Raw genomic sequence first — 15,924 nt, 5'->3', positions numbered from 1 at the left:
AATGAAACCAGGAAAATTTAATTATTTACGGCCAGCTACACTCTCTGAAGCTCTCAATTTATTAGAGGAATATGGAGAAGAAGCGAAAATTATTTCCGGTGGCCAAAGTTTGGTTCCAGTATTGAATATGCGTCTGTCGCAACCTCAGTACTTAATCGATGTAAGTCGCATCGAAGAACTGAACTACATTAGAAAAGAAGATTCATATATTGCCATCGGCGCTTTGACAAAACACTATCAAGTAGAAGATTCTGAAATCATCAGCAAACATTGTCCGCTTTTGTCTGAAGGGATTGAATATGTCGGACATCCGCAGATTCGGACGTTAGGCACAATCGGCGGAAGCATTGCCCATGCAGACCCGTCTGCAGAATTGCCGTGTATATTAAGCGCTCTAAGAGGAGAAATCGTCATTGCTAGTACCGATGGGGAAAGAACGGTGGAAACAGATGAGTTTTTCCTGACCTATTTGCTTACATCACTTGAACCGACGGAACTTGTAAAGGAAATCCGTTTTCCAATCATTGACGAAAAAGATGGGTGCGCTTTCATTGAAATGACTAGAAGGCATGGGGATTTTGCACTTGTGGAAGCAGCAGCAGTGGTCGGTTTGGATGAAGATGGGAATTTCTCAAGAGTGAAGTTAGCGGTTGGCGGCGCAAGCCCTGTTCCTGCTGTTTTGGAAGATATTGAGGAAGCACTCATCGGCAAACCACCGCTACAAGACGTGATTGAGGAAATTTTACAGGAACTTGATGATTATTTAGACCCAGAAGGGGATTTGCATGCTACAGCAGACTATCGCATTCATCTAGCAAAAGTACTTACTAAAAGGGCATTAATCACTGCGGTGAACAGGACTCCGAAAGGAATGATAGTATGAGTCTCGTGAAAGTAGAGCTTATGGTAAACGGGAAACAAATTGTAAGAGAAATTGAACCAAGAATGTTGCTGGCAGACTTTTTACGTGAGGAACTAGACCTTACCGGCACACATCTTGGCTGTGAACATGGTGTTTGCGGTACATGTACGGTAAAAATGGGAGATCGGGCGATTCGTTCCTGTCTCACGTTAGTTGTTCAGGCTGACGGCAAAGACATTGAAACCGTTGAATCACTTGCTAATGAAGATGGAACGCTTCATCCGTTACAGCAAGCATTTTCCGATAACCATGCGTTACAGTGCGGATTTTGCACACCGGGATTTTTAATGACGCTGACAGCGGACTTAGAACGAACTCCCGAACCGAGCGATGAGGAAATTCGGGATATGATTTCAGGGAACTTGTGTAGATGTACCGGCTATGCAAATATCGTCAAGGCTGTCAGACAATTCGTGGATCAAAAAGCAGCGGCCCAGGAAAATGAAGCTGTTGAAGTTAAGTCTTAATTTTTATGAAAGGAAGTTAGAGGATGCAGGAGCAATATGTAGGAAAAAGATATAAGCGTAAAGAAGACTATCGCCTTCTAACCGGAAAAAGTCAGTTTGTTGCTGATATGAAGTTAGATAGGATGGTCGAAGCCTTTGTAATCAGAAGTACTTACGCACACGCACGCATACTTAATATTGATACAGCCGCAGCAGAAGAGCAACAAGGTGTATATGCAGTTATCACTGCGAAGGATATAGAAGGCAAGGTGAAGCCACTTCCTGCTCTGTCTGAATTTTCACTTCCTCAAAGCTTAATTGATTTTATCCAACCTGAAATTAAGCCTTGCTCAGAGGATCTTCTTGCGAAAGAACAAGTCGTTTATGTAGGACAGCCGATTGCCATTGTTGTGGCTGATGACCGCTATACTGCTGAGGATGCAGCTGCGTTAGTAACAATACAATATGAGCCGTTGGAACCTGTTACAGATCCATATGAAGCAATGGAAGAGAGTGCGCCGGTCATCCACCCTCATCTTGACAATAATGTACAGGCAAAGTTCCATTTGTCGGTCGGAGATGTTGAACAAGGTTTTTCGCAAGCGGACAGGGTGCTTGAAGCAAAAATCCGAACACCACGTGTCACAGCAAACCCGCTTGAAACACGAGGGGTCGTATCTAAGTTTGATACGAGGCTTGAAAAACTTGAGGTATGGAGCTCGACCCAAGTGAACTACATGGTACGCACCAACCTAGCCAACTTGCTGAGCATTGATGAAAATCGGGTGAGAGTCGTCGCACCTGATATGGGGGGAGGATTTGGAGCCAAATGTGCTGTTTATCCAGAAGAAATCCTCATTCCATATTTGTCGATGGTGTTGGAACGCCCAGTCCGATGGGTAGAAGACCGACTAGAACACTTACAAAGTACGAGACACGCGCGCGATCAGATTCATCAAGTGAAAGTAGCTTTTAACAATGATGGGAAAATTGTTGGTATTCAAGATGAGTTCGTACTCGATAACGGTGCATATAATCCGCTTTTGTTAACATGCCCTTATAATACGGCTGCCCATTTAAGAGGCCTTTACAAAATTGAGCATTATGACATTACAGGATTATCAATTCTGACAAATAAAGCGCCAAACATTGCCTACCGTGGTGCAGGTAGACCGGAAGCTGTTTATGTCATGGACCGGCTGATAGATATGATAGCGGACGAGTTAAATTTAGATCCGACTGACATTATGTTTAAAAATATCATTCGCCTTGAAGACATGCCCTATGATCAAGGGATGATTTACCGAGACGGAGCGAAAGTCATTTATGATAGTGGAGATTATCCGACACTTTTGAAAAAGGCACTTGATATGGCCGATTATGAAACACTCCGCAAACAACAGAAGCAATGGAGAGAAGATGGCAAGTTTGTCGGAATTGGTCTATCTTCTTATGTAGAAGGAACAGGTATTGGGCCGTATGAAGGAGCAATCGTTCGCCTAGATGAAACAGGTAAAATCCTCGTTAGCACTGGCTCCACACCACATGGACAGAGCCATGAAACGACGTTCTCGCAAATTAGTGCTGATCAGCTTGGTGTTAGTCCTGAAAATATAACGGTAAGGGCTGGCGACACAGATGTCATTCCGTTCGGCATTGGTACTTTTGCAAGCCGTAGTGCTGTAACGGCCGGGAACGCAGTGCATATTGCCTCTGAAAAATTGAGAAATAAAATTTTGGACATTGCCGCCATTTTAATGGAAGAAGAAAAAGAACAATTAACGATCCAGAACGGGGAAATTTTCCATATTGGAACACCTGATAAAAAAATCACGTTCAAGGATATCGTCAAAGCAGCCAGACCGGGTCCAAATAGTCTCGTCCCTCAGGATGCAGAACGATTATTGGAAGCGTCCCACTACTTCTCACCGGAAACGGTAACGTATTCTTCTGGTATTCATGTAGCAATCGTTGAAGTTGACAAAGAAACTGGTTTTGTAGAAATCCTTAAATATATCGTTGTGGATGATTGTGGCAGGGTGTTAAACCCGATGGTTGTGGAAGGACAAATTCAAGGTGGAGTAGCGCAAGGGATTGGGGCAGCGCTTTATGAAGAAATTGTATACAACGACAACGGTCAACTCCTAACAGGAACATTCATGGATTATTTAATTCCGACTTCAATCGAAGTACCGGATGTGGAAATTGGTGAAGAACCATACCTATCAACACGGAACCCAATGGGAGTAAAAGGTGTAGGTGAAGGTGGTACCATTGGACCGCCGGCTGCGATTGCGAATGCGGTCAGGGATGCATTAAAGCCGCTTGTTATTAAAGACATTGAGCTGCCGCTAAGTCCAAACAAAGTGTTTAATTTAATTAAGGAAGCAGAAGCAAGTTTGTAAAGGCAATTAACAATTTAGCGGCTGTGAAGGGCTGCAGCCGCTTGATTATCAAATTAACTTAAAACTCATGAGGGAATGAGGAAGAGTTCATGATTTTAAAAGGATATGATTTATTTATTAAAAGTGTGGAAAACATCGCGAAGTTTTTGAGTATTATTTCTACAGCCTTGCTTGTAATTGTTATGGTGCTCAATGTGTTGTTCCGCTATTTTTTGAAAATACCTCTAATTTGGGCAGATGAAGTATCGCTTTTCCTGTTTGCATGGTGCACATTTTTAGGGGCTTCTTTAACAGTGAGAAACGGGAGTATGGCTGCCATTACTATTTTGATTGACAAGTTTCCTACGAAAGTGTTTAAAGTTGTACAAGTTTTTGTACAATTCATGATTATTATATTTTCTGCCATCGTTGTTGTGTATGCAATCCAATGGGTTACATCCCCATCAACAATCAATACGGTTTCAATTTCGTCTCAAGTCCCGATGTGGGTGCCATATTTAGTCTTGCCGTTAGGCCTGCTTTTTATCAACATATTTGCTATTGATAATATTGTTAAGGTTTTTAGAGACAAAGGTGTAAAAGAAGTTCCAATTGAGGAAGCATCATAATTTGGAGGGGAGTGAACACCATGGGTATTGCTTTTACTGGGTTTGTCGCTTTAATAGCGGTAGGAGTCCCGATTGCTATTGTGTTGGGATTGACAGCCCTCATCTTTGTATTTGCTACAGGCAGCTTTGAAATATTAAATTCATTGCCGTCAAGGATGTTTTCTGGGACACAAAATTTTGGATTGCTGGCAATCCCACTGTTTATGTTAGTCGGAGAGCTCATGAACTTCGGCGGAGTTACTGGGCGACTGATTAAATTTGCCAATAGCATCATTGGGCATGTCCGAGGTGGACTTGCTTATGTAAATGTTGCGGCAAATACGTTTCTTGCCTCCATCATGGGATCAGCCCAGGCACAAAGTGCGGTCATGAGTCGAGTGATGGTGCCTGAAATGGAAAAGTCAGGGTATAACCGTGAGTACAGTACGGCCTTAACTGGAGCTTCTTCTATTGTTGGGCCATTAATCCCACCTAGTATGCCATTTATTATATACGGTGTAACTGCTCAAGTGTCCATCGGCGGATTGTTTATGGCAGGCATTATACCAGGGATTCTATTTACATTCGGTTTTGCCATTTTAATCGCATTCCTAGGAAAAAAATATAATTATCCGAAAGCTGAGAAGTCACAATTTTCGGAAATAATGAAAAATTCATTGAGCGTGTTGCCTGGCTTATTAATTCCTTTTATCATCGTTGTAGGTATTTTGGCGGGAATCTTTACTCCTACTGAATCTGCCGCAGTAGCAGCTTTGATTGCGTTTATCGTCGGTGCATTTTTCTATCGGGAACTAAAATTAAAAGATTTACCACAAATCTTTTTAAATACTGCAAGAAGTGCAGCGATTGTTACTTTTTTAGTTGCAACTGCAAATATCTTTGGTTGGGTATTGACGATTGAAAACATACCAACAATTATTGCCGAAGGGATTACATCGCTTACAAGCAACCCACTTGTTTTCCTATTGTTAATCAATGTACTCTTTTTGCTCGTAGGGATGGTAATGGAAGGGATTGCAGCTATGATTATTTTAGTGCCGATTCTGCTTCCGTTAGCCATAACATATGGTGTTGATCCATTGCATTTCGGTGTGATCATCGTTATTAATTTGACCATTGGACTTTTGACACCACCGGTTGGAACGGTTCTATTTATCACATCCGCTATTGCAAATGTGAAACTAGAAGGCTTGATAAGGGCAATATTGCCATTCTTAGTCATATCAATCGCTATTCTTCTCGTGATCACTTATGTTCCATGGGTTAGTACGTTTATCCCAAGAGTGGCGGGACTATAAAGAAGAACGGCACCGAGGGACGTCATCGTTTATGTAATTTATTATAAAGAAATAAGGGGGATTTTAATTGAAAAAGAAAAATAGTTTTCTCGTAGTGACATTGTTATTGTTTTTTAGTCTTTTGTTAAGTGCATGTGGAAGCAACAGCTCATCTGGCAGTGAAGGTACAAATGGAGAGGGAAATGGCAGCGGAAGTGGAAATTCTGAACGCGTAATCAAAATTGGCCACGTGACCGCAGACTCCCATCTTCTTCATCTATCTGCAGAAAAGTTTAAGGAAGAAGTGGAAGAAAAATCTGATGGGAAAATTCGCGTCGAAATATACCCACAGCAACAACTTGGCACTGAGCCTGACATGATGGAACAAATGAAGAACGGTTCACTTGATATGGTTTGGTCCACAATTGCGAACTTGACAACAAAATCAGAAGCGTTAAATGCCTGGAATATGCCATTCCTCATTGAGGATTTCGACACATTGAAAGCAATGGTAGATACAGATCTTGCTCTTGAAATCTTGGGTAGCCTAGATGAAAGTGAAGGTACTGTTCCGATTGGTTACATTACCATTGATAACCGTCACATCTTCTCTCTAAAGCCAATTACAACAATGGGTGATTTAAGAGGGTTGAAAGTAAGAATTCCACCTGGAAAAGCAACAAGTGATTTCTATGAAGCGATTGGTGCAAGTCCAACACCAGTGTCTATGCAGGAAGTGTACAGTAGTTTGCAAACAGGCGTACTTGATGCCGCAGACGTTGACGTAGATGCTGTTTTAAGTAACCGATATTATGAAGTCGGAAAGCACGTTACATTAACTGGACATCATGACTGGGTAATTGCACAGTTGTATAGTCAAGTGATTTGGGACAAGATGACAGCGGAAGAACAGCAAATCGTTTTAGATGCAGCGAAAGTATCTTCTGATTATTCATATGAAATAACAGTACAAAAACATGATGAGTTCATTGAAGAAGCGAAAGAGCAAGGCGTCACTTTCCATGACTTTGAGGATATGGGTGAAATTAGAGCAATTGCGCAAGAAATCCAAGATGAATACGCATCTAAAAATCCATTAATCAATGAATTTATTGAAAAAGTAAAAGAAATTAAAGCACAATAATTATCCCTTGTCAGAAGTACAGATTTGTACTTCTGACAAATTGTTGTTTATTTTGAACATTGCTTTCCGATCATCTGTAACGTTTGGAGGTCAGTTATGGCAGAGTATCGTATTCTCTCTGGAGCGAGAGACTTGCCAAAGTTTCTTAACATGAAAACCGTCGGATCCGGAATTGTTGCCTCCATTTTTGGATGTACAGGCCCTGCAATGATCATTATAAACGGAGCAGCCAATGGTGGTTTAACTCATTCCCAGATGATATCGTGGCTTTTTTCCGTCTATTTTTTCAGCGGTCTCATGGGTATTTTATTTTCGCTTAAACATCGCATTCCTATTGCCGGAGCATATTCAATTGCCGGGGCAGTTTTAGTATCGGGTTCTTTGACGCAATTTTCATTGAGTGAAGCAGTGGGCGCCTATTTAATTGCCAATTTAATTATTTTCATTCTTGGCGTATCAGGTTTAATCGAAAAAGTGATTCGCTGGATTCCAGTTCCGATTGTGATGGGAATGATTTTTGGCGTTATGATCCACTTTGCAATCGATATGGTCACATCTGTTAAACTATCTCCGCTTATTGCCGGCGCAGCAGTCTTATTTTTTATTTTATCTTCACGTTTTTTAAAAGGAATTCCACCAGTGTTAACTGCTTTAATCGCTGCCTTTTTAATTGCCGTATCACTCGGAGAAGTGCAGGTTCCTCAGTTGGAAAGTGTATTTGTCATGCCTGAGCTTATGATTCCCGTTTTTAACCTGAATGCAATTATATCGATTTCCTTGCCATTAGCATTGCTCGTTATCTGTACGGAAAATGCGCAGGCGATTGGGGTTTTAATTGCACAAAAATATAAGCAGCCTATTAATGAAATCGCAATATGGAGCTCGGGGTTTGGATTTATTGCCGCTCTCTTTGGCGCGCATGCCATTAATGCAGCGGGACCAATGACTGCGATTTGTGGATCAGAAGACTCTGGCCCTAAATCTGGACGTTATGCCGCATCGGTAGTTAACGGTTTTTTCTTTATTTTATTTGGGATAATGGCAGGTTTAATCGTCCCATTTGTTATTGCGATTCCACTTGTGATTGTTACGGCTATAGCTGGACTTTCCATGATTGGTGTCCTTTTAAATTCAGTAAAGCTCGCTTTTTCTGCAGACAAATTTCAAATGGGAGCTTTCTTCGCGCTTGTTATTGGGATGTCGGATATTAGTTTTTTTAATATTGGTTCTCCATTTTGGGCGATAGCTGGAAGCTTTTTAATTTCTTTCATTATGGAAAGAGACCATTTTCGTACGAAAGTTTCCCATGGGCAACTGACTCAGCAGAAAAAGGCTTTATAATATCCGTTTTTTTGGAGTGGGTTTGACAATCGGTTGAAGAATGTAAACCCTTCTCCAACTCTACTTTACCAAACCACAGTCACGTAAAATCGTACTTCTCCTAGTCTTCTATCCAAAAGCAAGTTGACATTTTTTGTTATAGTGATATTATTGAAAGAAAAAGAATAGTAAGATAATTTAGTACTTTTAGAAGATTTATATTTTTATAAGTTCCGAGGTGACAGACATGCATGAGATTTATGAGGAAATCATCAGGTGCAAAGAAAGTGGCATAAATGGTGTGCTTGGTACAATCGTTTCAACAAAGGGATCCACATATCAAAAAACAGGGACGAAGTGTTTTATATCGGAGGATGGCAAACTGACAGGATTGATGAGCGGCGGTTGTGTTGAAGGTGACCTAGCGATGATTGCAAATGAGGTCATTGAAAACGAACATGAAAAGATTGTCCATTATGATTTCATGGATGATGGCGACTTGATTTGGGGGCTTGGTCTTGGCTGTAATGGAAAAATGAACATCTTTTTAGAGCCTTATCTTCCTGAAAGAAAGCCAGAAAAGGCACAGGTGATCGAAGAGTGGTTCCGCCTTGGCCAGGAGAAGACAACCGATTCCATCGTGATTATTGACTCAGAAGACAAAGGACTCATAGGAAAAAGATGGGTCATCCGTGACGAGCAAAAAGATTTGAGAGCGATTTCTTATCAAGAAGTTGCGGCTGATTATTTAGATCAGAAAGGATTGCAACCTGCAACGAAGACACTCGAGGTTGGTGGTAAGAGTGTAGACGTTTTTTACGATTACATTTCTCCTCCACTTCATTTAGCGGTGTATGGAGCAGGTCCGGATGCTGTCCCCCTCGTTCGTATTGCCAAGGAGTTAAAATGGCGAGTGACTGTGATGGATCATCGCCCGAAGTATATTAACAAGGATAATTTCCCTTTAGCAAATTCTTTAATTCAGTATCCTTCTGGAGAAACGCCGAATTTGGAAATTGACGACAATACGTATATAGTGCTGATGTCACACCATTTTATTCAAGACCAACTTATGTTTGAAAAAATCATTCATTCCCCTGCAGCATATATTGGTTTGCTTGGGCCGCGGAAACGGACGATGGAGCTAAGTAAAGGGATTGTGTTTGAAGATACGGAAACACTCAAAAAGATTCACAGTCCAATCGGCTTGGATATCGGTTCGAAAACACCGGAAGAAATTGCATTAAGCATTATCGCTGAAATTACTCTTGTGTATCGAGGGGGAACTGGTCGTAAAATGACTGAAAAACTAGACCCCTTTAATGGCAAAATGAAGAAAGATGATCTCTTATGGAAGGCGTAACAGAGAAAGTTTGGGCTATTATTTTGGCTTCAGGCCTGTCTAAAAGAATGGGAAAACCGAAACTGTTACTGCCTTTTAAGGAAAAAACTTTGCTTTCCCATGTACTTGACCAATGCAAACAGTCAAATGTAAACGGAATCGTCGTTGTCGTTCATCCAAAGATTGATGGTCTTGTACAGGAAGCAGAAAAAGGCGGTGCAGATATCGTCATCTTGAACAGAAAAGCTGATGAAGGCATGTCCACCTCTTTTATTGCAGGAATTGAAGCGCTACCGAAAGAGGCAGATGCAGCAATTTTCCTGCTTGGTGATCAGCCACTCATGTCTGTCAACGAAATCAACGCAGTCATCACAGATTCATCAAAGCAAACGCACCTAATTTATCAGGCCGCTTATTACGGGAAAAAAGGGCATCCCGTATTATTTAAAAGGGAAATATTCCCTGAGTTACTGAAGGTAAAAGGAGATGAAGGGGGTAGGTCCGTATTAAAAAAATATGCCAACTTTGTTTCGTATACAGAAATGAACCGACCGGAAATTCAAGATATTGATACTCCAGAACAATACGAGGCACTGCTTGCTGGCAAAACGTGCTGAAAGGATGTATATCAATCGCTCATAGGTGAGGTCCTGCTTGTAAAGCGTTGGATGCTCACCCTGGTTATTACGAGGAAAAAACATAACCATGAGCGATTTAATAAAAATGTCTTGACATTCATAGTTTGTTTCGAATATTCTAATAATATAGAATTTAACAACTACTAGCCTAACTTATAGTTAGTACTAACAAACGACTATACATTAACTGTTAGTTAGTACTAACCATAATTAGTATTGAGAGGTGATATATAGGTGTGAAGATGCTATTAAAAAATGAATTTGCCAGAGTAGTCGTAGAACTAGATAGTTCATCCAAAGGTCCTAGGTTAATGATTCAAGATATTCGAACGAAAAAGAAAATTTACTTAGATCCGTTGGAGTTGGAAAGTCTTGCATGGTGTAAACATGAAGACTTGCATCACCTCCTTGATCCGTCACAAACCCGTTGGAAAGATAAGAAGCAACAACAGCCACCACTGATTAGTGGAACGAATGAATAAAAAAATAAATTACTTATATCCGAGTATGGCACACTAAATATAAAGAGTAGGTGAAAAGGGAAATGACTACAAAAATTAAAATTGCAGATTACGTGAAAGAAGGAGCAGTGCACGGAAAGATTTACACAGACCCGGAAGTGTTTGAAATGGAAATTGAAAAAATTTTCGGAAGCACTTGGGTGTATGTGGCCCATGAAAGTGAGATTGCCAATCCGGGAGATTACAAGACAACTAGAATTGGCTCACAGCCGGTCATTGTGACACGCAGTGCCGACAGCGGAGAAATCTCCGTTATGTTCAATCGGTGCCGTCACCGTGGTGCATCAGTATGCCAAGCTGAAAAAGGAAACGCAAACGCTTTCCGTTGTGCTTACCATGGCTGGACATACTCCAACTGCGGGAAGTTACTCGGAGCTCCTTTCCAAGATGGTTATGGGGAAGAGTTTAAACGAGACCAAATGAGCCTCATCCATGTTCCGCGCGTAGACAGTTATCAAGGGTTCATCTTCGCAAGCCTGAATGAAGATGTTCACTCGCTTAAAGAACACCTAGGCAATGCAATGCCTTACCTTGATTATGTTGCAGAAACAGGCCCTGATGGAATTGAACTATCTGCAGGAAAGCACAAATATTTCTTGAATGCCAACTGGAAATTTCAGCTAGAAAATACAATTGATCCTTATCATTTAAGCTTTGTGCACAAAACATTCTTTGACCTTGTAGAAAAACGTACAGGTAGTAAGAAAAAATTTGCGCAAATGCATAAAGAGGAGAAAGTATCGGACCTTGGAAATGGCCATTCACTTTATGAACTTGCAGGAAGTTTAGGAATTGGTGCTTTGCCGTTTAACTTAATCATTTTCCCGAATCTTGGAATTCTCGGATCGCAAGTGCGAGTCATCGAGCCAGTGAGCGAGGAACGGACAGAAGTCAAACTGTATCCAATCATGTTAAAAGGCGCTTCTAAAGAGGAGAACGCTCAGCGACTGCGTGTACACGAGGGTTTCTACGGCCCAGCTGGATTCGGAAGTCCAGATGATGTGGAAGTTGCGTTTGACCGAGTGAAAGAAGGGTTGAAAGCAAGCGGGGATGAATGGCTCGCCATTGGTCGAGGGATGCATCGTGAAGAGGTCGATGAACAGGGCATTATTTCATCAAATTCAAGCGACGAAGTGTCAACCCGTGCGATTTACAAAGAGTGGAAGCGGTTAATGGAACAGGAATAGGAGGGCAGGAGGATGCAAACAAAAATCAAACTAGAACAAATTGAAGCATTTTTATACAAGGAAGCTAGATACATTAATAGCCATGAGCTTGGTGAATGGCTTGACCTGTTTACGGATGACTGCAAATATTGGGTACCGTGTAACAGTGCCGACATCGACCCGGAAACACATGTATCCATCATATATGACGATCGTTCACGTCTTGAAGAACGTGTATGGCGTTTACAGACAGGCTTAGCCTATGGTCAAGAACCTCGTTCGGAGACAAGACATTTCATTACGAATGTAGAAGTCCTTGATGAAAACGAAGAAGAAGTCATAGTCACATCGAACTTGATGCTTGTTGAACTGAGAAGGGGGATTCAAACGGTCTATGCGGCCCGCATGGAACACCACCTCGTACCGAAAGGAGACGACTTCAAAATCAGGTTCAAGAAAATTGAATTATTGAATAACAATGAATATTTGGGGAATATGAGTTTCATTCTATGATGAACAAGGAGCCCATGTTTTATGGAAAGTGAAACGAATGCGGAGAAAAAAGTGTTTGGGCAGAAAACGAACCACCATCCTTTAAAAGATTTAAATGTGAACAATGTCTCGTCAGGAATGATTTCAGGAATGTTGGCGATGACCGGACCGCCTGCCATTATATTAGAAGCCGCAAGCGTAGGACAGTTTACTCCAGGACAAACGATTTCATGGATGTTTGCTGTTTATTTCTTCGGTGGGCTGTTCGGCATTATTTTCCCTTTACTATATAAGATTCCAATTACTGGGGCACATTCTATTTCAGGTGTTGCGTTTCTTGTTACCATGACCCCATTATTTTCTTTCTCGGAACTGGTTGGTGCCTATCTTTTATCTGGTGCCATCATGTTCATCATTGGGATTTCTGGTTTATTTACGAAAATTATGAAATGGTTTCCTAAGGAAACGATTGCTGCCATGCTGGGCGGGCTCATTACCACTTATGTCGTTCGACTAGTTTCATCGGTGAATGACTTGGCTGTGGTCGGTATTCCCGCTCTCATCAGCTTTTTTATTTTCACAAAATGGATTAAACGGGTTCCCGCTGTACTTGGTGCGGTAGCAGTCGCGCTCGTGACTGTTCTCGTCACACAGGATATTCAAATCTCACCGTTAGAAACTCAATATGTTTTGCCAAGTGTTTATATGCCGGAATTTTCGACCACTGCATTGTTAACTATTTCACTTCCGTTGACATTACTTGTCCTAAGCAATGATGCTGCACCTGGAATAGGTGCTTTGCAGAGTACCCGATTTAATCCACCAATAAAATCGATTATTTCAGCAGGAGGCTTATTTTCAATGCTGGCTGGATTTTTTGGTGGTCAAAGCGCAAATGTAGCAGGTATGATGTCTGCGATTTGTTCTGGAGAAGAGTCAGGTCCTCGGAATAAAAGGTATATGGCAGCGGTTGTTTCCGGAGTTGTCATATTATTATTTGGTATTTTTGCCTGGGCCGTTGTTCCATTTATTCAAGCACTGCCTATCTCATTCGTCTCTATGCTGGCTGGATTTGCATTGATTGGTGTACTTGGAACGAGCCTCCAAGCGGGGTTTTCCAACCAAAAGTACCGTTTAAGTTCAACGTTCACTTTCGCTATCGCCCTTTCAAACATCTCTTTTTTTCATATAAGCGCGCCTGTCGTTGCATTGCTTGTCGGAGCGTTCATAGCGAAATTCATTGAGCAAAACAAAGAATAAAAAATCAGGTTTGGGATGCTATTTCGGGTAATGATCATTCATTGGCATCCCTTTGACACCTGATTAGCCATAAAAAGAATCATCATAGGTAAGCCACCAATAATGACAGACCGTATAACATTCAACTTATTTCTTTTTTTAAAAAAATAAACAGAATATTCATTTAATTATTTGAGGGAGGGTATATAATGAAGGATCTTCGTGAAAGAGCACTTCAACTACATCGTGAAAAACAGGGCAAGTTAGGCTCTGAAATAAAAGTAAGTGTGAGGAATTCGGAAGAGCTGAGCTTGGCCTACTCTCCCGGAGTGGCCGAACCTTGTATGGAAATCTATGCAGATGAGCAAAAAGCTTATGATTATACAATGAAAGGGAATATGGTAGCAGTTATAACTAACGGGACAGCGGTGCTAGGTTTAGGAAATATTGGTCCAACAGCTGCCTTACCTGTTATGGAAGGGAAAAGCATCCTTTTCAAAAGCTTTGCAGGGCTCGATGCATTTCCAATATGCCTCGATACAGAAGATGTGGAAGAACTCATACGTACGATTAAGCTGCTCGCTCCTTCTTTTGGTGGAATTAATTTAGAAGACTTTGCTGCTCCCCACTGCTTCCAGCTCGAAGAACGGCTAAAAAAAGAAATAGATATTCCTGTTTTTCATGACGATCAACATGGGACAGCGATTGTAACAACTGCAGGCCTTATCAATGCATTAAAGTTTGTTAACAAAGAAATGTCAGATATTAAAGTGGTTGTAAATGGAGCTGGCGCAGCTGGAATTGCCATTGTCAAGCTACTGAGCCAATTTGGCCTGAAGGAAACAATCATTTGTGATACAAAAGGGGCAATCTATAAAGGGCGGCCTAACGGCATGAATCCATTGAAAGAAGAAGTGGCTTCCTTTACAAACGAAAAGCTAGTTGCAGGTGAATTGAAAGATGTGATTCGTGGAGCAGATGTGTTCATTGGTGTTTCTAAAGCGGATAGTTTAACGAAGGAAATGGTTGAAAGTATGAATACGGACCCAATCATCTTTGCGATGGCTAATCCCTCACCGGAAATTCAGCCATCTGTGGCTAAAGCTGCTGGAGCACGAATCATCGGCACGGGGCGTTCAGATTTCCCAAATCAAATTAATAACGTACTCGCCTTTCCGGGAATATTCCGTGGCGCTTTAGATGTGCGGGCAACAGAAATTAATGAGAAGATGAAGATAGAAGCCGCATATGCAATCGCCGCTCTCATTTCAGAAGACAAACTTTCTCCTGATTATATTATTCCAAATCCATTTGATGAGCGGGTTGCTCCGGCAGTTGCGGCAGCGGTGGCTCAGGCAGCGGTGGATACAGGGGTCGCAAGAAAGGCGGTACCACTTGAGGATATTATTGATAAAACGAAAAATACATCCTATATAATGAAGGAATCAAACTCGGTATTTTCATCTTGATAGGAACATTCATGTATGAGAAAAAGGATAATCTGATAAGGGATAAGAATATAATTACCATTAACTTCACGCTTTCGTCACAGCCTGAATGCATTTTTGGGAATATTCTGTAATATTTTCGTTGACGATCTATAAAGTTATAGCATAGACTAACAATAAGTAAAAAAATAAACGGAGTGTGCACATATGGCAATCAATATGGAAGACACGGGTGATCGCATCCTTTTCGCGGCGATTAACTTGATTGCTGAAAAGGGCTATAAAGCAGTCTCTACAAAGGAAATTGCCCAAGAAGCAGGAGTAAGTGAAATGACGTTATTTCGCCACTTCGGAACGAAACGGGCATTATTAGAAACTGCTATTGACAAATTTTATTACACGGTATCGATGAAGGAAATATTCCAGAATAAAATCGTCGATGATTTAAAAGAAGATTTGTTAATGATTAGTAAAGCGTATCATCGAATGATGAAAAAAAACTTAAACATCATTCGCATTGCAATTAAGGAAGGAAACAGGGTAGAGGGGCTTTTTGAACAAATCAACAAGCATCCCCGCCAATTGAAAGAGCTCATTATTGAATATTTCGCGAACATGCAGGAAAAGGGGCGCATGAAGTCAATAGAGAATTTAGAGGCGCTCGCCATGGCCTACCTTTACATGCTTTATGGAGAATTTATTTCCCGTAACTTTGTGGAAGGACACCAAATCACTTCAGTGAAAGAAAACGAATATATGGAAACAGCAGTATTGCTGTTTGTGAGCGCTTTAGAACCAGAAGTCCTGTCAGATGCCATTAATTAAGAGAATTGTGAATGCCAAGCATGGCATTTAAAACGGCTCAAGGTGATTCATTTCACCGCTTAAAAGAATCGGACATTTATTACACAAATGAACATCATTATTCGAGTACAATAAGCGATGTTTTTAAATGT

The 15,924-nt window shown here is 41.1% G+C and carries 15 protein-coding genes; all 15 read left to right on the top strand.

Going from position 1 to position 15,924, the window contains the following annotated elements:
* The first annotated feature begins 1 nt into the window (after nt 1).
* The 15 genes from GNT69_RS15480 to GNT69_RS15410 all read left to right on the top strand — a co-directional run bounded on the left by GNT69_RS15480 (nt 2) and on the right by GNT69_RS15410 (nt 15,793).
* Complete coding sequence (locus GNT69_RS15480) at nt 2–883, top strand: FAD binding domain-containing protein (RefSeq protein ID WP_203555872.1); 882 nt, start codon at nt 2–4, stop codon at nt 881–883.
* The gene (locus GNT69_RS15475) at nt 880–1,389 is read left to right on the top strand and encodes a (2Fe-2S)-binding protein (protein ID WP_203555871.1); all 510 of its coding nucleotides are present in this window, start codon (nt 880–882) and stop codon (nt 1,387–1,389) included. The genes GNT69_RS15480 and GNT69_RS15475 overlap by 4 nt, the downstream gene beginning before the upstream one ends.
* A gap of 23 nt (nt 1,390–1,412) precedes the next feature.
* Nucleotides 1,413–3,773, top strand: a complete 2,361-nt coding sequence (locus GNT69_RS15470) for a xanthine dehydrogenase family protein molybdopterin-binding subunit (protein WP_203555870.1) — start codon at nt 1,413–1,415, stop codon at nt 3,771–3,773.
* Nucleotides 3,774–3,862: 89 nt separating this feature from the next.
* Nucleotides 3,863–4,381 carry a TRAP transporter small permease gene (locus GNT69_RS15465; RefSeq protein ID WP_203555869.1) on the top strand — a complete coding sequence of 173 codons (519 nt, stop codon included), beginning with the start codon at nt 3,863–3,865 and terminating at the stop codon, nt 4,379–4,381.
* 20 nt (nt 4,382–4,401) lie between these two features.
* Nucleotides 4,402–5,679, top strand: a complete 1,278-nt coding sequence (locus tag GNT69_RS15460) for a TRAP transporter large permease (protein WP_203555868.1) — start codon at nt 4,402–4,404, stop codon at nt 5,677–5,679.
* A gap of 67 nt (nt 5,680–5,746) precedes the next feature.
* The gene (locus GNT69_RS15455) at nt 5,747–6,802 is read left to right on the top strand and encodes a TRAP transporter substrate-binding protein (RefSeq protein ID WP_203555867.1); all 1,056 of its coding nucleotides are present in this window, start codon (nt 5,747–5,749) and stop codon (nt 6,800–6,802) included.
* 96 nt (nt 6,803–6,898) lie between these two features.
* The gene (locus tag GNT69_RS15450) at nt 6,899–8,143 is read left to right on the top strand and encodes a benzoate/H(+) symporter BenE family transporter (protein WP_203555866.1); all 1,245 of its coding nucleotides are present in this window, start codon (nt 6,899–6,901) and stop codon (nt 8,141–8,143) included.
* Nucleotides 8,144–8,369: 226 nt separating this feature from the next.
* Nucleotides 8,370–9,485, top strand: coding sequence for an XdhC family protein (locus GNT69_RS15445; protein ID WP_203555865.1), 1,116 nt, complete (start codon nt 8,370–8,372; stop codon nt 9,483–9,485).
* A complete protein-coding gene (locus GNT69_RS15440) occupies nt 9,473–10,081 on the top strand; it encodes a nucleotidyltransferase family protein (RefSeq protein ID WP_203555864.1) in 609 nt (202 codons plus the stop codon). The genes GNT69_RS15445 and GNT69_RS15440 overlap by 13 nt, the downstream gene beginning before the upstream one ends.
* A gap of 257 nt (nt 10,082–10,338) precedes the next feature.
* Nucleotides 10,339–10,584: a hypothetical protein gene (locus GNT69_RS15435; protein ID WP_203555863.1), complete on the top strand. Its 246-nt coding sequence runs from the start codon at nt 10,339–10,341 to the stop codon at nt 10,582–10,584.
* Between the two features lie 62 nt (nt 10,585–10,646).
* Entirely contained in the window at nt 10,647–11,810 is a 1,164-nt protein-coding gene (locus GNT69_RS15430; RefSeq protein ID WP_203555862.1) for an aromatic ring-hydroxylating oxygenase subunit alpha, read from the top strand.
* A gap of 12 nt (nt 11,811–11,822) precedes the next feature.
* Complete coding sequence (locus GNT69_RS15425) at nt 11,823–12,302, top strand: aromatic-ring-hydroxylating dioxygenase subunit beta (protein WP_203555861.1); 480 nt, start codon at nt 11,823–11,825, stop codon at nt 12,300–12,302.
* Nucleotides 12,303–12,323: 21 nt separating this feature from the next.
* Nucleotides 12,324–13,541 carry a benzoate/H(+) symporter BenE family transporter gene (locus GNT69_RS15420; protein ID WP_203555860.1) on the top strand — a complete coding sequence of 406 codons (1,218 nt, stop codon included), beginning with the start codon at nt 12,324–12,326 and terminating at the stop codon, nt 13,539–13,541.
* Nucleotides 13,542–13,729: 188 nt separating this feature from the next.
* Entirely contained in the window at nt 13,730–14,989 is a 1,260-nt protein-coding gene (ystJ, locus tag GNT69_RS15415; protein WP_203555859.1) for an NADP-dependent malic enzyme, read from the top strand.
* Nucleotides 14,990–15,175: 186 nt separating this feature from the next.
* On the top strand, nt 15,176–15,793 hold the full coding sequence (locus GNT69_RS15410) for a TetR/AcrR family transcriptional regulator (RefSeq protein ID WP_203555858.1): 618 nt from the start codon (nt 15,176–15,178) through the stop codon (nt 15,791–15,793).
* The last annotated feature ends 131 nt before the right edge of the window (nt 15,794–15,924 follow it).

The organism is Bacillus sp. B15-48 (assembly GCF_016879755.1).
Lineage (GTDB): Bacteria > Bacillota > Bacilli > Bacillales > Cytobacillaceae > Mesobacillus_B.
The sequence above is the reverse complement of the archived record's forward strand: the minus strand, read 5'-3'. Positions and strand labels throughout refer to the sequence as shown.